21 protein-coding genes, 1 tRNA gene and 1 riboswitch are annotated in these 23,945 nt (G+C 41.7%); of the genes, 1 reads left to right on the top strand and 21 read right to left on the bottom strand.

What is annotated here, in order from left to right:
* Positions 1 to 68: 68 nt before the first annotated feature.
* The 4 genes from FZC41_RS11150 to fdhF (FZC41_RS11135) all read right to left on the bottom strand — a co-directional run bounded on the left by FZC41_RS11150 (position 69) and on the right by fdhF (FZC41_RS11135) (position 5,816).
* Positions 69 to 602, bottom strand: coding sequence for a 4Fe-4S dicluster domain-containing protein (locus FZC41_RS11150; protein WP_148567488.1), 534 nt, complete (start codon positions 600 to 602; stop codon positions 69 to 71).
* Between the two features lie 3 nt (positions 603 to 605).
* Positions 606 to 2,774 carry a formate dehydrogenase subunit alpha gene (fdhF, locus tag FZC41_RS11145; RefSeq protein ID WP_148567487.1) on the bottom strand — a complete coding sequence of 723 codons (2,169 nt, stop codon included), beginning with the start codon at positions 2,772 to 2,774 and terminating at the stop codon, positions 606 to 608.
* Between the two features lie 334 nt (positions 2,775 to 3,108).
* A complete protein-coding gene (locus FZC41_RS11140; protein WP_148567486.1) occupies positions 3,109 to 3,645 on the bottom strand; it encodes a 4Fe-4S dicluster domain-containing protein in 537 nt (178 codons plus the stop codon).
* Positions 3,642 to 5,816, bottom strand: a complete 2,175-nt coding sequence (fdhF, locus tag FZC41_RS11135; protein ID WP_148567485.1) for a formate dehydrogenase subunit alpha — start codon at positions 5,814 to 5,816, stop codon at positions 3,642 to 3,644. The genes FZC41_RS11140 and fdhF (FZC41_RS11135) overlap by 4 nt, the downstream gene beginning before the upstream one ends.
* Positions 5,817 to 6,054: 238 nt before the next feature.
* On the opposite strand from fdhF (FZC41_RS11135), the gene mobA reads away from it, so the two are divergent.
* Positions 6,055 to 6,627: a molybdenum cofactor guanylyltransferase gene (gene mobA, locus FZC41_RS11130; protein WP_148567484.1), complete on the top strand. Its 573-nt coding sequence runs from the start codon at positions 6,055 to 6,057 to the stop codon at positions 6,625 to 6,627.
* Between the two features lie 41 nt (positions 6,628 to 6,668).
* Here mobA and FZC41_RS11125 read toward each other — a convergent pair.
* The 17 genes from FZC41_RS11125 to FZC41_RS11045 form a co-directional block, all read right to left on the bottom strand.
* Positions 6,669 to 6,765 (bottom strand) — tRNA-Sec (locus FZC41_RS11125).
* A 134-nt stretch (positions 6,766 to 6,899) separates the two neighbouring features.
* A complete protein-coding gene (locus FZC41_RS11120) occupies positions 6,900 to 7,460 on the bottom strand; it encodes a P-loop NTPase family protein (RefSeq protein WP_148567483.1) in 561 nt (186 codons plus the stop codon).
* 53 nt (positions 7,461 to 7,513) lie between these two features.
* Positions 7,514 to 9,403 carry a selenocysteine-specific translation elongation factor gene (selB, locus tag FZC41_RS11115; RefSeq protein WP_148567482.1) on the bottom strand — a complete coding sequence of 630 codons (1,890 nt, stop codon included), beginning with the start codon at positions 9,401 to 9,403 and terminating at the stop codon, positions 7,514 to 7,516.
* 14 nt (positions 9,404 to 9,417) lie between these two features.
* Positions 9,418 to 10,806 carry an L-seryl-tRNA(Sec) selenium transferase gene (gene selA / locus FZC41_RS11110; protein WP_148567481.1) on the bottom strand — a complete coding sequence of 463 codons (1,389 nt, stop codon included), beginning with the start codon at positions 10,804 to 10,806 and terminating at the stop codon, positions 9,418 to 9,420.
* A gap of 63 nt (positions 10,807 to 10,869) precedes the next feature.
* Positions 10,870 to 11,310 carry an MOSC domain-containing protein gene (locus tag FZC41_RS11105; RefSeq protein ID WP_148567565.1) on the bottom strand — a complete coding sequence of 147 codons (441 nt, stop codon included), beginning with the start codon at positions 11,308 to 11,310 and terminating at the stop codon, positions 10,870 to 10,872.
* 354 nt (positions 11,311 to 11,664) lie between these two features.
* Positions 11,665 to 11,788: riboswitch (molybdenum cofactor riboswitch) on the top strand.
* Between the two features lie 185 nt (positions 11,789 to 11,973).
* Positions 11,974 to 12,210 (bottom strand): MoaD/ThiS family protein, encoded by a 237-nt coding sequence (locus tag FZC41_RS11100; RefSeq protein ID WP_148567480.1) that lies wholly within the window; start codon positions 12,208 to 12,210, stop codon positions 11,974 to 11,976.
* A gap of 52 nt (positions 12,211 to 12,262) precedes the next feature.
* On the bottom strand, positions 12,263 to 14,062 hold the full coding sequence (locus FZC41_RS11095) for an aldehyde ferredoxin oxidoreductase family protein (RefSeq protein ID WP_148567479.1): 1,800 nt from the start codon (positions 14,060 to 14,062) through the stop codon (positions 12,263 to 12,265).
* Between the two features lie 284 nt (positions 14,063 to 14,346).
* Complete coding sequence (locus tag FZC41_RS11090) at positions 14,347 to 16,287, bottom strand: molybdopterin biosynthesis protein (protein ID WP_148567478.1); 1,941 nt, start codon at positions 16,285 to 16,287, stop codon at positions 14,347 to 14,349.
* A gap of 44 nt (positions 16,288 to 16,331) precedes the next feature.
* Positions 16,332 to 17,555, bottom strand: coding sequence for a molybdopterin molybdotransferase MoeA (locus FZC41_RS11085; protein WP_170253962.1), 1,224 nt, complete (start codon positions 17,553 to 17,555; stop codon positions 16,332 to 16,334).
* A 19-nt stretch (positions 17,556 to 17,574) separates the two neighbouring features.
* A complete protein-coding gene (locus tag FZC41_RS11080) occupies positions 17,575 to 18,657 on the bottom strand; it encodes an ABC transporter substrate-binding protein (RefSeq protein ID WP_148567476.1) in 1,083 nt (360 codons plus the stop codon).
* A gap of 36 nt (positions 18,658 to 18,693) precedes the next feature.
* Positions 18,694 to 19,503 carry an ABC transporter ATP-binding protein gene (locus FZC41_RS11075; RefSeq protein ID WP_148567475.1) on the bottom strand — a complete coding sequence of 270 codons (810 nt, stop codon included), beginning with the start codon at positions 19,501 to 19,503 and terminating at the stop codon, positions 18,694 to 18,696.
* Positions 19,503 to 20,516 carry a FecCD family ABC transporter permease gene (locus tag FZC41_RS11070; protein ID WP_148567474.1) on the bottom strand — a complete coding sequence of 338 codons (1,014 nt, stop codon included), beginning with the start codon at positions 20,514 to 20,516 and terminating at the stop codon, positions 19,503 to 19,505. The genes FZC41_RS11075 and FZC41_RS11070 overlap by 1 nt, the downstream gene beginning before the upstream one ends.
* A complete protein-coding gene (locus tag FZC41_RS11065) occupies positions 20,517 to 21,176 on the bottom strand; it encodes an Ig-like domain-containing domain (protein ID WP_170253961.1) in 660 nt (219 codons plus the stop codon).
* Between the two features lie 51 nt (positions 21,177 to 21,227).
* Complete coding sequence (locus FZC41_RS11060; RefSeq protein WP_148567472.1) at positions 21,228 to 21,419, bottom strand: hypothetical protein; 192 nt, start codon at positions 21,417 to 21,419, stop codon at positions 21,228 to 21,230.
* Positions 21,412 to 22,164 (bottom strand): hypothetical protein, encoded by a 753-nt coding sequence (locus tag FZC41_RS11055; protein ID WP_148567471.1) that lies wholly within the window; start codon positions 22,162 to 22,164, stop codon positions 21,412 to 21,414. The genes FZC41_RS11060 and FZC41_RS11055 overlap by 8 nt, the downstream gene beginning before the upstream one ends.
* 102 nt (positions 22,165 to 22,266) lie before the next feature.
* A complete protein-coding gene (locus tag FZC41_RS11050) occupies positions 22,267 to 22,701 on the bottom strand; it encodes an MOSC domain-containing protein (protein WP_148567470.1) in 435 nt (144 codons plus the stop codon).
* A 120-nt stretch (positions 22,702 to 22,821) separates the two neighbouring features.
* Positions 22,822 to 23,838: a radical SAM protein gene (locus tag FZC41_RS11045; protein ID WP_148567469.1), complete on the bottom strand. Its 1,017-nt coding sequence runs from the start codon at positions 23,836 to 23,838 to the stop codon at positions 22,822 to 22,824.
* Positions 23,839 to 23,945: the final 107 nt, after the last annotated feature.

Below are 23,945 nucleotides of genomic sequence, written 5' to 3'. Positions count from 1 at the left end.
GAGTAAACGTTGAGAAGACTCCGCCTTGCTCTGATACAGTCATCATCACTTATTTTGAGAAGATTTTATTATTCTTTCACTTGAGTCAGAGAAATTGCCGCTGCCATTCGTTTGTTTGAAACAGAAGTTTCCACCGCTTCTTCGGTTACGAGTTTTAACGATGCCGTTGGGCAAACTCGAACGCAGGCAGGTCCCCCTTCGATTCCGGTACAAAGATCGCATTTATTAGCAACCATTCGGCTGTTGCCGTCCAGCTGCTTGCTGCCGTCACTGGATACCACCATATCAATCGCACCGTAGGGACAGGCAATCATACAGGTTTTACAGCCGATGCACTTATTCTGAGAAACAACCACCGCATTGTCAATGACTTCAATGGCACCCACCGGACAGGCATTCATACAAGCCGGATTTTCGCAATGCTTACATTGTACGGGTATGGTAATGGTCGCTGTCTTTACAATATCCAATTTGGGATTAAACACATATTCACCGGGCTTCATCTGAAAGATTTTTGCCCCTTCATGCGCAACCACGCATCCGATCATACAGGTTCTACAGCCAATGCATAAGTCTGGATTACCTTTTACAAAATAATTCATGTTCTACACCTCTTTTTTGGCAGTATCGATGCCCATATTTTTTCGAATACTTTCATACGAATCCTTAATACACTGTTCAGCCCAGGCCTGATCGTTGATCTTTTCAAGATTAATGGCGCAGTACTTGGATTCCGGCGTATTACTGACTGGATCAAGATACGGCGTTGTCAATTCATTACAGGCACCAACCCACCACTGATAGGTCATGTAAGTGGCACCTGGTTTAACACGTTCAGTCGGCAAAACTCTGGTCATAAGACTGCCACGTCGCGAGAATACACGAATCAGTTCGCCTTCTTTAACATTTAATTTGTCACAATCTTCCGGACTCATTTGAATCCAGCCTGGTTCATCTTCCAGGTTCGCCAAGGCACGACAGTTACCGGTCATGGTTCGAACGGAATAGTGTCCAACTTCTCGAACCGTTGATAATGAATAAGGATATTCCGGACTTTCAACTTCACAGGGTGGTCTCCATTCTGTTGCAAAGAATTTGCCTCTTCCATCCGGATGAGAGAATTTTCCACCGGTGAACAGGTATGGTGTTCCCTTATCTTCCATTGATTCATCACGGCAAGGCCACTGAATGCTACCCAGCGCTTCAAGCTTTTCATAAGTCGCGCCGTGGAAACTCGGGGTCAAACTTCTCATTTCATCCCAGATCTCCTGGGTGTTGTTGTAGTGCATCGGATAACCCATGGCTGTTGATATTAGACTGATAATCTCCCAGTCGGTTTTAACATCGCCCTTTGGTTCAATTGCTTTTCGTATTCTTGCAAATCCACGATCACAGGCGGAATAAATTCCATCATGTTCGCCCCAAGCGGTAGACGGTAAAATAACATCCGCATGGAGACCGGTTTTATTCATGAAAATATCCTGCATGATGACAAAATCAAGTTTATCCAAGGTCTCTCTGATTTCATTAAGATCAGGATCGGATTGTGCCGGATCCTCACCAAAGATATAATAAGCATGGATTTTCTTTTTTTCATCTTTTTCTTCAAGGACACGATGCGGCACATGGGTCAGTGGAATACCAACTTTATTTGAAAGTTTAACTCCCCAGGCTTTTTCGAACTTCTCTCGCACGGCATCATCGGTAACACTCTGATATCCTGAATAACAGTTTGGCAGGGCCCCCATATCACAGGCTCCCTGAACGTTGTTCTGTCCACGAACTGGACCGATACCCATATTGGGTCCGCCAAAGTTTCCGGTTAAGAGTGCCAGACTGGCAAGTCCTTTTACAACATCAACGGCCTGGGCAAACTGGCAGACACCCATTCCATAAAGAATCATCGATGTTTCTGCTTTTGCGTAAGCTCTCGCTGCTTCCCGGATTTGTTCAGCCGGCACATGACAAATTGGTTCCGCATATTCTGGTGTATATTTTTTAACAAATTCTTTATATTCTTCATACCCGTTGGTATGATCTTCAATAAATTTCTGATCAGCTAAGCCTTCATTGATGATGACATTCCCAATCGCCTGTACCAACGCCATGTTGGAACCGCCTTTTAATTGAAGATGCATATCTGCGATTCGGGCTGATTCCGTAATACGAGGATCAACGACGATAAGCTTTGCACCTTTTTGCTTAGCTTTTATAATTCTTCTGGCAACGATTGGATGTGAATCCGCGCCATTATAACCAAATATAAATAATAATTTTGCGTTTTCAATTTCTGGGATGCCCATTGACATGGCACCGCTTCCTAATGAGTACTGTAGACCCGCTACAGATGGAGCATGTCAAACCCGGGCGCAGTGATCCACATTATTCGTACCAATAGCGGCACGCATAAATTTCTGCATCACAAAGTTTGCTTCATTTCCTGGTCCACGGGCGGAGCCTGTCCCCATAATTGAATCCGGACCGTATTCAGCTTTAATCTCCGACAGCCGTTCTGCCGTATAGCTGATGGCTTCGTCCCATTCGACTTCTTCCAATACCCCATTCTTTCTGATCTGTGGTTTGGTAAGCCTTTTGGTCAGAATCTGTGGATCATTTAAAAAATCCCAGCCATAATGTCCCTTGAGACACAGGTTTCCTTCATTGGTTCTACCGTTTGCAGGGGTAGAACTGACTATCTTACCATCTTCGACGTTAAGATATAACTGACAACCCGCTCCGCAATAGGCACAAGTCGTTAATATTTGTTTTCCCATAATACATCCTCCTTATCCGTGATATCGTTTGCCTTATTATGTCATATCAGCAAATAAATATCAAGTCATAGCAAATATTTATCTGTTTCTTGAACCCTCTCAATATCCTTAAATATTTCAAATTATTCATCGATAATTCGCCTATTTTTTGACCTATTTTTACTCTTTCCTTCTGCAAATAATAATATCTAAATATTAAGCTGACCATTATGCTATTTTTTCGTATTTTCATAAATTACTGTATTATTAAAAATTGACTGCAGCAAAATATAATCCCTCATTTCAACAACAATGGTCATATTCTAATACAGTCATCATTCAATTCTTAAAAATATTAATATTCTTTTACCTGTGCAAGCGAAATTGCTGCTGCTGTTCGTTTATTTGAAACAGACGTTTCCACCGCTTCCTCCGTAACAAGTTTTAATGCGGCTGTCGGACATACGCGAATACAAGCAGGTCCGCCTTCGATTCCGGTACAAAGATCACATTTATTAGCCACTACCCGTTCACTGCCGTCCAGTTGTTTTTTTCCATCACTGGATACGACCATATCAATGGCACCATAGGGGCAGGCAATCATACAGGTTTTACAGCCAATACACTTATCCGGTGATATCATCACGGCATTGTCACTCATTTGAATGGCACCCACTGCACAGACATTCATACAGGCTGGATTTTCACAATGCTTGCATTGCACCGGCATGGTAATGGTCGCCGTTTTTATGATATCCAGTTTCGGATTAAACACATATTCACCGGGCTTCATCTGAAAGATTTTCACCCCTTCATGAGCAACTACGCATCCGATCATACAGGTTCTGCAACCGATGCATAAGTCTGGATTACCTTTTACAAAATAATTCATATTCGACACCCCTTTTCTGCCGTATTGATACCCATATTTTTTCGGATACTTTCATAGGAATCTTTGACCTGTTTTTCAGCCCAGACCTGGTCGTCGATCTTTTCAAGATTGATGGCGCAATACTTGGATTCAGGTGTATTGCTCACCGGATCGAGATACGGCACAGTCAATTCATTACATGCCCCGATCCACCATTGATAGGTCATATAAGTCGCTCCTGTTTTGACACGTTCTGTCGGCATAACCCGAGTGATAACACTTCCACGTCTCGAATTGACTCGAATCAATTCACTTTGTTTAAGATTAAGCTTTTTACAGTCCTCCAGACTCATTTGTATCCAGCCAGGTTCATCTTCCAAATTGGTCAGGGTACGGCAGTTTCCTGTCATCGTCCGAACAGAATAATGCCCGACTTCGCGAACCGTTGATAATGTAAAAGGATATTCAACATCTTCAATTTCACCTGGCGCACGCCATTCGGTTGCAAAAAAATTGGCTTTTCCATTTGGGTGCGCAAATATCCCCCCCTTATGAAGGTATGGTGTTCCTTTATCTTCCATCGATTCATCACGACACGGCCACTGAACGCAGCCCAGTTCTTCCATCTTTTCGTAAGTTGCGCCATAGAAACTGGGAGTCAAACTTCTCATTTCGTCCCAGATTTCTTTGGTATTTTTGTAGCTCATCGGATAACCCATGGCTGTTGATACTAAGCAAATGATTTCCCAGTCGGTCTTCAAATCGCCTTTTGGCTCAACCGCTTTTCTGATTCTTTGGAATCCACGATCAGCGGAGCTATAAACGCCATCATGTTCACCCCAGGCTGTTGCCGGCAAAATGACATCTGCCTTGAGGCCGGTTTTATTCATATAAATGTCCTGCATGATGACAAAATCTAGTTTGTCCAGCGCTTCTCTCATGTCGTGGAGATCGGGATCCGATTGTCCTGGATCTTCACCAAAGATGTAATATGCGTGCAATCTTTTCTTCTCATCTTTTACATCAAGTACATGATGAGGAACCTGTGTCAGGGGAATCCCATTTTCCTTCGGCAATTTTACGCCCCAGGCTTTTTCGAATTTTTCACGTGCTGCATCATCGGTAACATTCTGATATCCAGAATAGCAGTTCGGCAAAGCACCCATATCGCAGCCGCCCTGAACATTATTCTGTCCGCGGACCGGACCAACGCCCATGCTTGGCCCGCCAAAATTCCCGGTTAACAATGCCAGACTGGCAAGTCCCTTAACGACATCAACCGCCTGACCAAATTGACAAACACCCATTCCCCAAAGGATCGCGGCTCTTTCAGCTTTTGCATATTCTCTAGCAGCCTGGCGAATGGTTTCGGCTGGCAGATGACAAATCGATTCGACATATTCTGGGGTGTATTTTTCAACCGTTTTTTTATATTCCTCATACCCTAAAGTATGATCATCAACAAATTTCTGATCAACCATTCCTTCAGCAATGATGACGTTTCCCATGGCCTGTACCAATGCCAGGTTAGAACCGCCTTTTAGTTGAAGGTGCATATCCGAAATTCGGGCCGTTTCGGTAATGCGAGGATCAGCAACAATAATCTTTGCGCCTTTTTGTTTGGCTTTTACAATTCTTCTGGCCATAATTGGATGCGACTCTGCCGGATTGTACCCGATTACAAATAGTAATTTAGTATCTTCAATTTCTGGAATACTAATTGACATGGCACCCGAACCTAATGAGTACTGTAACCCCGCAACTGATGGTGCATGACAAACACGCGCACAGTGATCAATATTATTCGTTCCAACAGCGGCACGCATAAATTTCTGCATGACGAAATTTGCTTCATTTCCTGAACCACGGGCACACCCTGTTCCCATAATTGAATCCGGGCCATATTTTTCTTTAATCTCATTAAGCCGTTTTGCTGTATAGTTGATGGCTTCATCCCATTCAACCTCTTCCAATACCCCATTTTTTCTGATCTGCGGTTTGGTAAGCCTTTTTGTCAGAATCTGTGGATCATTTAAATAATCCCAGCCATAATGCCCTTTGAGACATAGGTTTCCTTCGTTGGTTCGACCATTTGCCGGGGTAGAGCTAACAATCTTGCCATTTTCAACATTAAGGTATAATTGACATCCTGATCCGCAATAAGGGCAAGTGGTTAATACTTGTTTTCCCATAATATCCTCCTCCTCAGTTTTTGTTAAATTATTCACACACTCCGATTGTCACATATTTCCCGGCATAAAGTCAATCAGAAATGCCCCGCTATTACAAACCGTTATAATCCCTTCTCGATTATGCATTTTTGTTCTCATCTCATTTTTTACTCTTGACTTATTCTCTTCATATTCCCTATAATTAATTTTTAAGCATTATTCAAAATTTAAAATGATACCAGTTAGAAGGAGGCTTTAAATGCAATATAGTGACTTTTCATTTCTTATTCTGGCTGGCGGAAAAAGCAGCCGTATGGGAGTTGATAAAGCAGATCTTAATTATCACGGTCAAACTTTTCTTGAGACCCTGATTTTCAAGGCCCGGAAAATGGGTTTTAGCGACATTATCATATCCGGTTATCCCCATGAAATTGAAAGTATCACACCGGTTGCGGATGAATTTAAAGACCGGGGCCCTTTAGGCGGGATGTATTCCTGTTTTAAAGTTGCTAAGAATAAATACTGTTTTATTGTTTGTGTTGACGTGCCACAGCTTGTTGAAGAAACAATTTTTTCGTTAATCGACTATCATATAAAAGTACAAAGCGAACTGACCTTGCTATCTCAAAATGGCAAGGCTGAACCTTTAATCGGAATATATCCGACCGACAGCTATGATAAAATTTATGCCATCATCAAAGACGGTTCAGCAAAAGTATTCCGTCTTATCGATCAGTACGACTATAAACTTTTTTCTATCGATGACGAAACTAAAATAATGGATAATATTAATACCCCGGAAGATTATCAGAAAATAATAAAAAAGCCCTAAAATGCGTTTTTTCGCATTTTAGGACGATTGCTATTCAAAATTGGCGGGAATATGTGGGAATCGAACCCACCTAAGCAGTTCTTCACTACTAATACTGGTTTTGAAGACCAGAGGACACACCAGCGCCCATCTACCCCCGAGGATAAATATTATTGGTATAATATCACATATTTTTTTTGTTCGCAAGTTCTTCCGAACTGTAAATCTGCACCTAAAACGTCCTGAAGACAATCCCTGATAATAATTTGCGATTGTCTTCGGAACTTACTATTTTACTTTGTCGGCATGCTGACTGTTACGAATGAGCTCAGCCGTTTTTCTATTTCATTAATAAGCGCTTCAAAATTTCCATCAAAATAGTTATCAAAAACGATATCCGCCTGGTCGATGACTTCCGCCGCGGTCTTTTTTATTTTGCTGTCGGCAGTATTTCTGACCATAACAAAAACAGCGGGATTCACAAATTTTCTTAAAGTATTCGATTCACATATTATTAATGTATCTTTTGGTATTTGGGCTATCAATGCTTCAATTCCTTCATCGATATGAGTATTGATCGTTTTTAACCAGTATACCTTTTCTGCCCCAGCTGCTAAAAGCATGGCGGTGTCTTTATTCGGGTTCTGACCTTTCTCTTCGCTTATTTCAAAATCACCCTTTAAACTCGAACACGCCCCACAGCCTTCTCCGCCATGAATGCAGCTTCGATTATTTTCATCAATCGTTGTTACCTTTATCCCAATTACCGGCATTTGCTTTTTATACTTTTCTATTAATGAAACCGCCAACGTCGTTTTTCCGCTGTTTCTAGCAGTTGAACCAATTAAAATCATATTTGGTATATCATGAATTTTAGTTAGTATTATCCTCACCTCGCCATCATTTTTTATTTATAAAGCCTTCTTGCCTCGCCAACTTTTTTCGTAATCCGCTTCTTATCAAATTCCTCAAGCAGAGCAACTGCGTATTTTCTTGAAACACCCAAAATATCGCGGTAGATTCCTAATGCAATTTCATCATTTTCCTTAAGATAGTTATTCATCAAATCCAAAGCTTTTTGATAATAATCCTTATGGATGCAGTATTTTAAATCCAGCGCGATGATTGTCCCCGATTTCTTCAACATCGTGATTGCTCCAGTGTATTGCTTGTTTTTTCCGTAGTATTTTGCCAGATCGTCCAATGACGGCGGTGCAAATTCGCCATTTTTATAGAGCTTCTCAACCTCGTTCAGCAACTCCGTATCCGCTTCTTTATAGACAACCTTAAAGTCCGGAAGACTGATGAACTCGGATTCCCATTTCACTATTTTTTTATCGATAAAGTAATTGATAATACTGTCAATCGCAGCAACAGACGCTCTGGGAATCAGCTTTCCTCTGACTTCTTCGCGATTTGCACCTTCCTTCAATGGATAGGTTTTATGGTATTCCCGAAGAATTTTAAGCAGCTTATTTTTCAAGGATGCCAGGTATTCCTTTGAAAGATACAACCCCTCGCTTAACTGGACGATCTTCTTTTCTTCAACCAACTCATCCAGTTCTTTTGTGATGGACTCATTTCCAATGTGGTCTCTAATGTAGTCGATGTCCCTCAGATTTTTGCTTTGTTCAAAAATTGCCAGCAGCACTTTATCTTTTCTGGTGCCGTTTTCTTTGATTTTCATGGCACTGATGACAGCCGCCTGGTTTCGTCGATGTTTAACCGGATTGGCATCCAGAACAACACCGCCGCCAATCGTTTCCAGGGGCGAATAAAAACGGATGACAAAATGGTCCCCCACCTTTAACGCCAGTTCTTCTTCAAATCGGAACTGCACATAAGCCGATTCCCCCGCTTCCAGTTCATCCTTGGCCAGGAGAATGACCTTGGCCAGAATCTCTTTTGTTCCGTGGTAGAAATGCACCCGGCTGGCATTTTTTACAGACCGGTTGCTGCTCTTTAGAATATTGAGCTTCACATCAACCATCATGCTGTTTTCCATACTGGTTGCGGGAGCGATGGTGTCTCCCCGCATCACCTGCTGTTTTTTGATACCCGTCAAATTCACTGCCACCCGCTGCCCGGCAACGGCTTTCTCCACCGCCGTTCCATGGACCTGCAAACTTCGCACCCGGGCCGTTTCCAAGGTGGGATAAAGCATGATGTTCTCGCCCACCTTGACACGTCCCTCAATCAAGGTTCCGGTTGCGACTGTTCCAAAACCATCAACCGAAAAAACACGATCAATGGGAAGTCGAAACGGGGTCGATAGTTTCTTCGCCTTAACTTGTGAGACGATCTGTGAAAGCGCCTGTTTCAGTTCTTCTATCCCTGCTCCGGTATAAGCCGAGACTGGGATAATTGGGGCATTTTCAAGAAAACTGCCTTTAAATTTTTCACGGATTTCATCTTTAACCATTTCGATCCAATCCGCATCAACCAAATCTGTTTTTGTTATTACAACCACGCCATGCTGGATTTCCAAAAGGGATAAAATGCCAAAATGCTCAATCGTCTGGGGCATGATGCCCTCATCAGCGGCAATCACCATCATCGCCAGGTCAATGCCTCCGGCTCCCGCCAGCATATTATTAATAAATTTTTCATGTCCGGGAACATCCACAATTCCAATTCGATTGCCACACGAAAGATCAAGATAGGCAAAGCCCAATTCAATGGTAATGCCACGTTTCTTTTCTTCTTTTAAACGATCGGTATCAATGCCGGTTAAAGCCTTGACCAAACTGGTTTTGCCATGATCGATATGTCCCGCTGTACCTAAAATGAGATTCATTCATGCCTCCCCCATCACTCAGCCAGATTTGCAAGCGCCATTGCAATAGTTTCAAAATCCTTGCTTTCAATCGTTCGCATATCCAGCAAATAAAGATCTTTGTGTATTCTTCCAATGATGGGTGTCTCGGCATTATTTAATTTCCGATCCAGAGCATTTTCAGAAAACCCTTTGGCTTTGATGGACACACATACACTTGGAATCATCTGATTCGGCATTGAGCCTCCGCCAACCTGTCCAAAATCCTCAATGATCTCGCAGGCAATCATCGCATTGTTTTTCAGTAAGGCGGCGAATTGTTCAGCCTTTTTAAATAAGGACTCTTTTGTGACTAAAAGATTTGCAAGAATCGGAATTTCTTTTTCCGCTTTATCCCGGTCCAGATAAAGCATGAGGGTGGCTTCCAGGGCTGCCAAGGTCATTTTATCCACCCGGATCGCCCGGGTTAATGGATTTTTTTTCATGGCATCAATGTATTTTTTCTTTCCCACAATGATTCCTGCCTGAGGTCCCCCCAATAGCTTATCTCCACTGAAACAAATGATGTCCGCACCGGTTTGGATGCTTTCCGGCACGTTTGGTTCATCTTTCAAATGATATTCCTCAGCTTTAAAAAAGCCCCCGCTGCCCAGATCATATACAACCGGGATATCATGATTTTTTCCAATTTCGGCAAGCTCCTGAAGCGTTACTTCTTCCGTAAATCCGATGATTTTATAATTGCTGGTATGGACCTTCAGCAAGGCTCCGGTGTTTTCATAAGAGAGTGCGTTTTCATAATCCGACTTTTTTGTTTTATTGGTGCTGCCAACCTCAACCAGTATGGCGCCGCTTTGTTCCATTACCTCCGGCACCCGAAAAGCTCCGCCAATCTCAACCAGTTCGCCTCTTGAAACGATGACCTGCTGATGTTTTGCCAGGGTATTTAATACGAGCAGTACCGCCGCTGCATTATTATTGACGACCATGGCACTTTCACACCCGCAGAGCTCTTTCAAAAGCGAATCAACATGGCTGTATCTGCTTCCCCGTTCGCCGGTAGCGATATTGTATTCCAGGGTACTATAATTTCTTGCCACATCATAAGCCGCCTGAGCAGCGCTTTCACTCAGCACGGCTCGGCCTAAATTCGTATGCAGAATAATCCCGGTACCGTTAATCACTGGCCGTAAATGTCTTTGCATTTTATTTTTTATCAAAGCTTCTATTTCCTGAATTAGTTGATTCCGGTTAATTGGTTCTTTATGATTTCCCAAAATAATTTGCTGCCGTTTTCTGTCCGTGACACTCCTGGCACAGTCAACAACCACTGTTTTTCCATGCTGTTCGATGGCCATGATCATTTGGGGCTCTTTTAATAACTCATCAATTTTGGGTATGGCTCTTAAACTATCTTTATCCATTGTCATTTTCCATCACGCTCTCTTGTTTTGCTTTGTTGCCCACCAAATCAATGGTCCGGCTTTTTAGTCTTCCAAATGAAGATAATCCCCTTCGGTGACAATGCCGCCCATAACAACTCGGCAGAAAATACCTTCCTTTTGCATCAGACATTCGCCTGGCGTTTTTTTCATTTCGCAGACTTCACATGCCTCGCCTTTGTGGGTGATCTCCAGAATCACGTCACCGGATCTGAACTGAGTGCCCACCGGATAAATCGAAAAATCGATTCCCTGGACAACCAGATTTTCACCAAAAGCCCCTTCTTTCACCTCGGCGTCTTTTCCAGTAAACGCCTGAATCTTTTCATAGGACAATAAACTGACCTGTTTATCCGTATGGGGACCTCCATGTCCATCGCCTTCAACACCAAAGTTTCTGATTAGATTTGCCTGGTGTATATTTCTTTTCGGTGTTCCAGTATCAACACTTGTGCATATCCCTATTATTTTTCCCCTGACTTCCATCACTGTTCCTCCATTTCATATTTAACTAGTATTCTAAATATTTTTTTGATATTGCGACAATATTTATAAGTTTACAACGTTTTCAGCTGCAACTTTTACAGACCTGACAACTCACTTTCCGGTAATATAAGTTTGCTCATTAATCTACACACTACAAAGTTATTACCATAGAAAAAACAGGCAAAGGTGCAGAAATGTAACGTTTATTAACTAATCTATCATTGTTTAAATTATAACAATCAGCTCATTATGTGTCAATTGACTTCTTTCATAATGACAATATCGAATATTGCTACTACAAAAATTTCTGACTCAAGCCCTTTTTATGTTTGCATTTCCAACAATAATAATGTATAATAATAAAAACTCCGAAGTTTAATGTTTCTAAAGTCGTCAAGACTAAGAACTTAAACCCGTAGGGTATAATCGGAAACGATTATGTCTCCCATTGTGGAAAAGGGGCTTAACAGGGTGTAACCCTCGTTATTTTTGCATTTTTCTAGTGCAGAATAAAAAGGCCATTTCTTTGGAGTGGTCTTTTTATTTTTCCCATATGTCCCTAAATTTTATTTATTTGTAACCAGGATATTTATTAATTGGGACGCTTTTTAAATAAAACCAGAGTCGAATTAACCAATCGACTCTGGTTTTATTTTTTGCAGCTCAGCCTCCTGCAACAGGTGGAAATATTGCCAGATAACCGCCATCTTTAATTGGCACCGTAAGCATGCTGTCAACCTTGCCATCAACACCATCCACAATAATTGCTGCAATTTCAGGTGCTGTTATCCCGAGCGTATTAATAACATCCTGCCCTGTCATCCCCGGAGTGTAATCCATTGGGACGATTTTTCCACGGCCTTCTCTGAAGTATGCAAATAGTTTAACCTTTATAGCCATATTCTCTCCTAACAAAAAAGGGACGATACTAAGATCGTCCCTTAAATTTATCTTATAATAAGCCTAATTTTTCAAGACGTTCTTCTGTGGGAATACCATCTTCATCCCAACCACGTTCTTTATAGTAGAGGGGAAGCAATTTATCCAGTTTATGAACCCAACCTTTAGTAGGCCCTTCAGGCATTTCTTCTTCTAAAAAACGTGGTGGCAACGTATCTTCTTCCGGTGAGATGCCAGCTTCCAAATTGAAAAGTTTTTCAAGATTCCAGATGCGTTCGCCTGCCAGCAGAAGTTCTTCTGCCGACCATTCTGTACCAAGCACTTCATTCACCATGTCTGCATATTGTTGTGCCCCTAAAGCAAATGAGGTAAAGAGACATAAGCCTAACGAGTCAATAACGGCTGTCAGATCCTGGAATACTTTTACCCACACTTCTTTACCAGCTAAATCAAAACGATCTAATTTTTCTGGCAAGCCAAGGATTTCCGGAGAAATCAGGTAACCACGAACATGGCATCCGCCTCGATTTGAGGTTGCATATTGAAGTCCCATTCCCTGAATTCCGCGTGGATCGTAGGCTGGCAAATCTTGCTTTTTAACGGACATGGAGTATTCCGGAACGCCATAGAAATCACATAGGCGATAAGAACCTCTGGCTAACATATCTCCGAATCCTTCACGATTACCCAATTTTTTCAGCCAATGTATAACCGATTCAGCATTGCCAAATTTCAGAATTACATCATCATCCAATTGTTCGTCGGTAATATAGCCCCGTTGATATAATTCCATGGCAGCCGCTAAAGTTGCACCCGCTGAGATCGTGTCCAGGCCAAGTTCATTACACCAGTAGTTAGCCTCAATAACGATTTCCATGTCGTTAATCCCCAAATCACCAGCAAATACCCAAAGAGTTTCATACTCTGGTCCGCCGACACCGTCCGGGCTGTGTTCGCTTTTTACCCATCGACCGCAGCCAATTGGACAGTGATGACAGGGATTACGTTTAATCAGATACTCTTCCGTCAAGGTTTCACCGCTGACAGCTTCAGCACCAGGATCTCCACCCTCCTGAAAATTATTTACCGGATAAACACCATGTTCATTAATAATATTAACCAATACGGCGGTACCATATGTTGGCAGCCCGCCGCCGGTAACGCCGTTTTCTTTAAGGATGCCACGGCATTCTTTTGTCACTGCCTTTAATCCTTCCGGATTTGCAATTTCTGGTTTCTGACTTCCGCTAACGGTAATGGCTTTCAAGTTTTTTGACCCCATAACCGCACCAACACCTGAACGGCCGGCAGCACGATCATTTTCATTCATAATGGCAGCCATTTGAGATAATTTTTCACCGGAAGGTCCGATGGTTAAAACGCTGGCTGCAGGATGTTTTTCTGTAAGTGCGGCACTTGTTTCTGAAGTGTACTTGCCCCAGATATCCAGAGCAGGTAAAATTTCGACTTTTTCTTCTTCAATATTGATGTATACCGGAAGGCTCGCTTTACCTTCGATGATAATCGCATCATAACCGGCATATTTTAGATATGCTCCCCATTTTCCACCTGAATTGGAGGATGCTATACATCCCGTCAATGGCGATTTAGTAACTACCATATACCGACCACCAGTAGGGGTAGCTGTTCCTGTTAAAGGACCATTGATAAAAATAATTTTGTTCTCTGCCGCAAAAGGATCAATTTGTGGATCAACCTCATCCATATAAAGTTTTGTTCCTAAGCCTCGACCACCAATATACTTCTTTGCCAGCTCAAAATCCAAATCCTCAGTTCCAATAACACCGGTCGTCAAATTAATACGCAATATTTTTCCCATGTAACCAAACATTTCGTACGCCTCCTAAATTTTATTTATTTGTAACCAACTGCATTATATCTAATTTTTATCTTTTTATCAATATAATTGTTAACGCTTACTGAAAAATAATATCTTTTGATTACTTTAATAAATATCTTTTAAGAATATGGCAAATATTTGCCTCTTTGATTTTTTTTGCAGACGCTGCTGCGAAAAATTTGCTGATTATTATATCCGCTATAAAGTCCACGGGCTGATGTAATTGCGATCAGATAATTTTAACCAGTTAATCAATTTCATAAAACAACGACACCTTAGACTTCCACTATTTCTCCAGGATTTTCGAAGCCATACCCACCCAACTGATTCAGGGCCTCGGCAAATTCAGGGGACTTGAGGACGCTGATAAAGGTCTGAACACGGGGATCATTAAGGTTCTTTTTTAAAACGATAAAGTCATACTCTTCATCTCCAATGGGAATAAAATCCAGATCCATCATATTTGCCGCGGACAATACGCCCATACCCACATCGCAGGAACCGGATTTCACCGCCGATGCAACCATCATATGGGTATTCATTTCGCGGGTATATCCCAATATAGTTGCGGATTCGATAGCATTCTTTTTTAATAGGAAATCCAGCAATACCCGTGTTCCCGATCCACGCTGCCGATTCACAAAACTAATGTCATCCCTGGTAAGATCTTCAATTCCTCTGATGTTTTTGGGATTGCCCTTAGGGATCATCATTCCCTGGGTCCGTTTTACCCCCTTGATCAAAACAGCACCCTCTTTTTCCAGGTAACGTTTTAGATAGGAGCAATTATAGACACCTGTCTCTTCATCCAGCAAATGAACAGGCGCGATATGACATTCGCCTTTTTTGATGGCCATTATTCCACCCAGACTTCCCACATGGGTTGAGGACAAGCTCATAATTTTTCGATTTTTATGAATGATATTTGCCACGATATCCATAAGCACATCATGGCTTCCAATCGAAACCAGGGTGTTTTCGATTTCTTCCTGGGGACGCATCAAAACGATCTCGACCACTTCACCAGCATCGTATCCTTCAACATTTTTGGGAATTTTTAAAATGCCATCCGCATTCACCAGCGACATTGTCACACCGGCTCCGCGATCCAGAGGTGTTGCCACAAACGTATCATTTACCCGTCCGCATTTCATCCGAACGAACTCCAGGTACTTAAGTGACGACATTAAACGTTTTGATAATACAGCTTTAATAGTCAAACCTTTATTAACGGTTTGATGATTAAATGCCAGGATAATCGGTTTAACAAAGCTTTCAAAAACAAAATAGGCTGATACCGGATAGCCGGGAATGCCGATCACCGGTTTTCCCCTGATAATCCCTAACACCACTGGTTTTCCCGGTTTGATCGCCACCCCGTGAACCACCACTTCTCCTAATTCTTCAATGAGTTTTCGGGTATAGTCTTCTGTCCCGGCTGACGAACCGGCTGAAATGAGTACAACATCATTTTCATCCGCTGCTTTTGCAATTGCCTTTTTTATTAGGTCGTAATCATCCCGAACGGCCGGATAACGGTTTGGCTGTCCCCCATATTCTTTGACTAAACCGGCAAACATATGGGTATTGGAATCGATAATTTTTCCCACAGACATGTGTTCTCCGACTTCAACCAGTTCCGTTCCGGTTGGGATAATTCCAACCTTTGGCCTTTCGATCACTTCAATCTCGGTAATCCCACCTGCCAATAAGGCGCCGATATCCATCGGGCGGATACAATGAAAGGCCGGAATAATCAGCTCACCAGCGACGATATCTTCTCCGATGGGCCGAACGTGCTGCCAAAGTGCAACCGGTCCATTGATACTGACCTGTTTATCATCTTTTATAACCACATCTTCAATCATGATCACTGCATTATAGGGGTCTGTAATGACATCTCCAGTATCGACAAAATTAAAATCTTTTTCTTTCACTAGGATCTTTGGATGGCGTTCATCAACATCGATCATTGCCATGGCGTCCACACAGATGCCATCCATTGCCGACGCATTGTAATAAGGCGAAGATATCCTCGCAAACACAGGCTCTTTGGTCACCCATCCCTGTGCTTCCGTCACCGCCAGGAAATGACATTGCTGCTCGGTTGCATCAAATGATAATAAAGCCAGATATTTTTCTACAGCTGCATCTAAATCTTCATTTTTCAAGTATAAATTTCGTTCATCTTTTTTCGCTGTATTTTCTGTATTCATGCATTCGCTCCATTTCTAATTTTCTGTTTTCAGAAAACAATCGTTTAAAACAAGGTTACTTCGACCAGCTCGCCACAGTTTTTCCCTTCTTCATTTTCAGTGATTTCAATATATCCATCTGAATAAGACAATAAGGTAATCATCCCCGACTTTCCATGGGTTGGCATCACTTCAATCTGATCCTGACCTTCTTTGATCGCTACGGTTTGGAAGGTTCGTCTTCCCGGCGCAGCATGAACATTTTCCATTAATTTGCCTTGTATGGTTTGGTATTTAAATTGATCCTGACCGTAGTAAAGTGTCATAAACTCTCTGAGTATGATCATAAAAACCATAATGGCAGAAGCCGGCTGCCCCGGCAGTCCAATGACCGGTTTTTCGTTTGCTATTCCTAAAATCGTTGGTTTTCCCGGTTTGACGGCTAATCCATGAAGAAGAACTACGCCAAGTTTATCAATAACCTTCACGGTATAATCCTTTTCCCCCATGGAGCTTCCTCCCGACAATATCACCATATCGCTGGTTTTCAGACTTTCCTGAACTTCTTTCAAAATAATATCGAAATCATCTTTAGCATAGGATATCGAAATGACATTTGCTCCTAAACGTTTCGCTACCGCCGCTAATGCCGGGGTATTAATATCAATCACTTCACCGGGTTTAGGCATTTCCCCAGGACGAATAATTTCATCGCCAGTGGATATGATACTCAAACAGGGTCGTTTATACACCTCAACCTGAAGAAACCCCAGCGCGGATAAAACCCCAATGTCCTGAGGCCTTAAGAAATGACCTTTATTAAAGGCCGTTTCGCCATCTCTAATGTCGTCACCAATGAGCATCATGTTTTCATTGATGCCGACATTCTGATAGACTGCAAGATCCTGATCCCCGAATTTTTCTGTATATTCGACCATAACCATGGCGTCTGTTCCTTTAGGAACCATACCCCCGGTTGGAACATACACTGTTTCTCCCTGATTAAGCACTATTCGGGTCTCTGTTCCCATTTGAACTTCACCGATTATTCTTAAAAAACCGGGAATTGCCGTTGACGCCCCCTGCACATCGGTTAGCTTTACTGCGTAGCCATCAACCACAGATCGATTGAAATGGGGAACATTCATGGTCGCGATGATGTCATTGGCCAATACCCTTCCCAAGCCATCGTTTATCGCAATTTTTTCTATTTTCAAGGTCAGGTGACTGAATTTTTCATTAATGATCTTTTTCATTTCATCGATGGTTTTTACTTTAAGTAATTCCATTTTTTCTCCTGTTATCTGTTTATTTTGACAAACGCATGCCTGCTCCGGATAGAACCGCTGAAACATCTTCATCGGAGAGATCCAGATCGAACCATTTTTTATAATATTCCTTCGTGGTTTGAACAAGATCTATATCCATAAATTGTTCCGGATAAAAAAGCTTGGCAATAAAAAGAGCCGCCATTTGGGGTTCCATGGATCCTGGATGACACCACCTCGTTACGCCAACGGGAAGTGTCGTTACCCGTTGATTAACGACTGCCCCAAGACCGGACCATTTTGAGTCACTTAGCATATATTTTGTTGCATTGATATCGTTGGCGATAATCGCATCCGGATTCCATGCGTAAATCTGTTCAAGGGTTGTCATCGTTTTTTCAGCATCAGTAATCAAGCTGCCACCCTGAGTTGAAACATTGATAACTCCAGCCACATCTGTTATTTGAGTGCACAGATCTCCGTTAAGATCGGTTCTGGCCGCTTCATTAACGGCGTGGTAAATGCGAATCCGGGATGTTTCCGGAATCTGACTCAGCCGTTCAGTTACCAAATCCAATATTTCCTGAACATACGCGTTATAACCGGCTGCTTTTTCCTTTTGGTCAAAGATATCGCCGGTAACCGTAATGGCTTTTTTTAATCCTGCCAAACTGGAGTAATCCACCACTACCCAGGGAATACCCGCCTTATCAAGTTTTTCAATTTCTCCTTCATTTTCAGCGGTACTTTGTCTGATCAGAACCAGGTCGGTTTTTGATGTCAGCAGTTCTTCTATATTAATGGTGCCGTCTTGAAAAGGCACCGACAATGAAGCAATATCCGGAAGTTTGTAGGACATTAATACATCGCGTTTAACGCCATTAGGTATTCCGATAATTTTGTCCGCTTCTCCCAGCATTGCCACCATATGGGCCGTGGAAGCATAAAGACATGCCACGCGTTGAGGATCTTCAGGAATAACCACTTCCCGATCCATGCAATCTACAATGGTTTTTGTGGGGACTGTTGAGATGGGAGCTTGTGCTTGACAACCAGATAAAAAGATCGTCATCATAAAAAAAATCATCACCAGACCAAATCTTGTTTTTTTATTTTTTTTCATATAAAACCACCTATCGTAACCGTCCCTAAAAATAAACTATCGAATATTTTTTAATGGAACAATAAATTTCTGGTTGATCCCTTCTTCATCAGTCATTCCAATGGAAGAAAAAATTTTAAAAACATCTTTTAAGTTATTCTTTGTTAATACTTCTGTCGGTGTTCCTATCGCTTTAAATGTTCCTTGGTTCATCAGGGCAACGCGAATTTCAACTCCTGCGTTTTCCAGATAAAAGGCCTGATTTAAAAAATGGGTGGCCATGATGATGGTAAGTCCTTTTTCTTTCACCAGCCACGTGATGATTTCCATCACCATGAGCTCATGTCGGAAATCCAAATGGGCCGTGGGTTCATCCATAATCATAATGTGCGATTCCTGAGCTAACGCTCTGGCGATGAGCACCAATTGAAGCTCGCCTCCGCTCAACTCTGTGTATAAACGATTTTCAAAACCTTTTAGCCCGACTTGTTCAAGGCTCTCGATGGCCCGATGTCGCTCAGCGGTATTGGGCGCTGAGAACATTTTTGTGGCATAAGTTCGACCCATGACCACAATATCAAGGACCGTGTAGGGAAACGTCTTTGTATGACTTTGGGGTACATAGGCGATATTTTTTGCAAACTCTTTAGGTTTCATCTTATGCAAATCGTTATCTGCAACCATAATGCGTCCGCTTTGTGGTTGATTGATTCCCAGAATACTGTCAATGAGTGTGGTTTTACCGCAACCATTGGGACCGATAATACAGAATACTTCCCCGGGTTTTACATCAAAGCTGATATTTTCAAAAATCGGTTGATTATCCTGATAACCAAAGGATACGTTTTGTAGGCTTAATAATGACATTACCAGTTCCTTCCTTTTGTTTTTTTAAGAAGATAAATAAAAAACGGCCCACCAATCAGAGCGGTTATAATACCCAGTGGGATTTCCCCGCCAGTCAATGTGCGGCAAATGGTATCGCAAAGAATGACAAAACAAGCCCCCACAGACATACTGGCAGGCACCACCCATTTATTGTCATTGCCAACTAACATCCGTGCCACATGGGGAATGATCAGTCCAATCCAGCCAACCACGCCGCTGACACATACAGCCCCTGCTGTGGCAAGGGTTGCGGAAATGATGATAAACGCTTTGTTTGCATTGACATGAATACCTAATGTTTTTGCTTCTCTATCACCCATGGACAAAACATTGAGACGATAACGCATCAGCAATAATCCCATCATTCCAATTACCATGGGAACAAAAGCTAGCAATACATCTGAAGTTTTGGTTGAGGCTAAACTTCCCATCAGCCAAAAAGTAATTGCCGGAAGTTCAGTGGCGGAATCAGCCACATATTTCAAAAGCGATATTAAAGCCGCAAAAATGGATTGAATAATGGTGCCGCCCAATACAAGGGTTATCGTTGGTGATGTATTGTCAATGCGACCGGCAAAATAGCTGAGAATGACCGCAATTACTCCAAATACAAAGGCAAAAACGGGAGTTAAAAAAATATTGTTAAATAGCACAATCGCTAGCGCCGCCCCAAAACCGGCGCCGGATGAAACACCCAAAATACCGCTTGAAACCAGTGGATTACGGAAAAGTCCCTGAAATGCTGCGCCGCTTGCAGCAAGGGCCGCTCCTACCATCGCACCTAAAAATGCCCTTGGTAATCGTATCTGCAGAACCACAGCAATGGTTTCCGTACTGAGACCGCTGCTGTATCCTGTAACTCCCTGCCATAAACAAAGACAAACATCTTTTAAGGAAACATAATAACGCCCGATACAAATGGTTCCAAAGAAAAATATAATGGGCAGAATAATCAGAATAATTGTGACAATCGTCTTTTTTTTCGGTGACATTTATACTTTTTTTCGTTTCATCAAAACAGCGGCGATAATCATAATAACAACAACCAGCGCTCCCAAACTAATCCAGAGCGTCAAATTGCTGTTTGGTGTTGCTGGAGCAGTTGTTGTGAAATTTAGTTTTAAAGGTTCAGCTAGCACATTTCCACTTTTTGCGGCTAAAGTATCATCAACTTTAACGGTGTACAGTGTACCTTCTTTTAATGCTTCAGTTGGGGTGATAGTGATAAAATTTCGCAGATCCGGCTCCAATTGGTCATCAGCCATGGTAATATCAGCAGGAACCTGTGTATCCCCCTTCCATAAAGTAACCGCTTTAAGATTGCCATCTCGCACCGTGGCATAAGCGACATTTTTGCTGAATTCAAGAGTTATTGCTGAATCCACCGCTACATTCGTTGAATCCACGGCGGGTGTCGCACTCACAAGGGTTAAAGGTTCATCGCTTCCACCGCCAGTACCGCCACCACTTCCGGGAGTGGTGGTTTCTGTTGTAATATCTGAAGTAGCTGCCTGACCTGTGCCATTGCCATTTCCACTGCCTCCACCCGATCCGTCACCGCCTGCCGCCAAAGCACTGCCGCCGAAGCCAAGCAGGAACAAAAGTATCCACAGAAACGATAGAATTAAACTAGAACCGAGCTTTCTTTTCATTTTCTTCTTCTCCTTATAAATTAAATTCATTTTTTTTGTAAAAAACGATGGTCATTCAGGGAATAAATATTTCATGCACTGGATACCTGAATCTGCAAAACGGCGATAGCGACAATTATAACAAGAAATTACTTCTTCTGCGACCCATTCTTCTTCAACATCCTGCTTAAATGCCTTGCATGCCAGAGCAATTTCATGGCCCTGTTCCCAAGCATCAACCGATAGACGGTTTTTATTATTCATAGAAGGATTCACCCATTTTTCTTATTTCAGACTTGGGTATTGTTTGATATCTGCCATTTTCTGCTTTGACGACAAACAGAACATATTGATTCTTATATAATACTGTTTTAGTACGGTTGCAGATATTAATTTCAGTGGAATCATCGAGCGGTTCTCTCGTGACCAGATCAATCACCTGGGTAAGCTCAGGAAACTTTTTAAGCTGAGAAACGCTGAAGTGTTGATTCGTTTCAATATTTTTTAAAGCCGCCTTTACTTCTCCGTCACTGCCAAAGATACGCAAGCCCACACCTGCTAAAGCGCCGATAATTCCTTGTCCGGTGCCGCCATGCTCAGAAAGATGAAGATGATTGATTTTTGCACATTGCATCGCATCATTTTTGGTTAAAACGCTGATCTTGGCAGCTTTGCCAAAATCTATAACCTCTTTATAATCTTTTGTGTCATCAAATTGCAAAACACAAAGACCAGGATCAGAACCTTCTGCCGCGACTGCATCCAAATGGTGGGAAGCAATCTTGATGATGTTCAAAAGGTATTGCGCCGGCGCCTCTCCACAAAAACACATGGAACTATTATGAGAGGTATAGGGAATATCCTCATGGATAAAAAGCTGATGCCGGGTAACCAAAGAACAGGGTCCATAACCATATTCAATAAGCTTTTCCCGGATCTGTTCGGCAATGGTTCCGGTACCAATAGAATCCAGGTTATCTGTATCATCAATACAAAGATAAAATTTCATGGATAATCGCTCCTTGTTGTATTTTTTTTAAGTGATTTTATTATATGTGACTGATTAATGTTTGTAAACAAAAGTTAGCTGATGTTCTTTATTTGATTTTTTTCATGACTCCAACACTTCAACCAGATCTCCGACCTTTATCATTCCGCCTTTAATAACTGAAGTAAATACAACCTCATTAACAAGCGTGCATTCTCCTTTTTCAGCGGCGATCTCACAGCCATGACATTTTTTTCCAATCTGACTGATTTCCTGAATCGTTTCCCCGATTTTCAAGCGCGTTCCGACTGGCAATTCAAATAAACGTATATCCTCAGTCATGATGTTTTCATTGAATCTAGCTGTACACAAGCCTTTCGCACCCATTTTTTCCATCTGTCTAATACTGGCTTGTCCAAATAAACTTACCTGTCTATTATTTCTTCCTCCATGACTATCCCCTTCTAGTCCAAACCCTTCGATGAACTTTCCTGGTTCATTCAGTCTTACTGTATGCCCTTTGCTCACGCTTTTATTAATTGCCGCTACAAAGCCCATTTTTTCAATCTCCTTTTTATATATTAATACCCTTTTCAATAAAAAAAAACAAAAAGAGCGCTCACGTTCTAACTTAATAGCATTTTGCAAACGCACTTTTTAATTAATAGAGTCAAATCACTATGGACAGCGAATGAAATTTCTGACCCATAAACAATCTGCACATGAAGGGGTATTGAAATAACAATCGTATTTTGTATCCTCAACCAGACTGCACCCTCCTCTTAGATCACAATCGACACAAGATGGATACTGGTTATTATAAACGACATTCCAAAAATTTTGATATTCTTTTCCTTCAATAATTTCTTTAAGGGATTTTTCCTTCACATTCCCAAAGGAGTGTTTTAATACACGCTTTTTAGATCCGAAAACGTATTCGTCGTAACTGTTAGCCAAACGATAACAGGACATGACTTCACCACCGGCATTAATATAGATGTAGCCTTTATCAATAAAAGCACAACGACGTTCAGTCTTCAATTCCATGTCGGGAATGTTGATTTTTATATCACGATACGTAAAAATCTTTTCTAAAAATGCTTTCCCTTCAGGATTTTCATAACGCGTGTAAAATATGTCATCCTTATCTTTTTCAGCCAAAGGCATAAGATGCGAAAGAGACAAACGATGAAAGCCATAATGCCGCATCATGTTTAGGATATCAAACAAAGCTGCTGAATTACTTCTTGTAAGAACATAAGCCACACCTACTTTAGGGGTGGAGGATCGGGTTCTTTTATGATAATCAGAAAAACGCTCAAACGTTTGAAGCAATTGATTTTTGACTCCCTGGGTATCTTCATGATATTTGTCCGCTGAGAAATAAACTTCACTAAATTTTTCACATAATATCTTTGCGTTGTCTTCGCTCATAATACCATTGCTGGTGATTAAAAGCTCATATTCCGCAAACAATTCCACCACTTCTTTAAACTGAGGATGTACCGTTGGCTCGCCAATTCCGCCAAAGAATACTTGTTCTAGTGCTGGCAACTCTTTTAACTGTTCACGAATAGATTTGAGTAAATTCAGATTTATATCGCCTTCAACCGTATCCCAGGTATGCCTAAAACACATCTCACAATCAAGATTGCAGCGATTGGTCAGTTCTATATAGATACGTTTGATCTCCATGTCTTTCCTCACTTTCACATTACTATATATTCATAATATAGACTGCTAATTATCGGTTGTCAATATTTTATTAGTCTCAGCCTTCTTTTCGAAAGTTACAATATCAA

The sequence above is a fragment of the Acetobacterium paludosum genome (assembly GCF_008086595.1).
Classification (GTDB): domain Bacteria; phylum Bacillota; class Clostridia; order Eubacteriales; family Eubacteriaceae; genus Acetobacterium; species Acetobacterium paludosum.
This window is presented reverse-complemented; position numbering and strand designations above follow the sequence as displayed.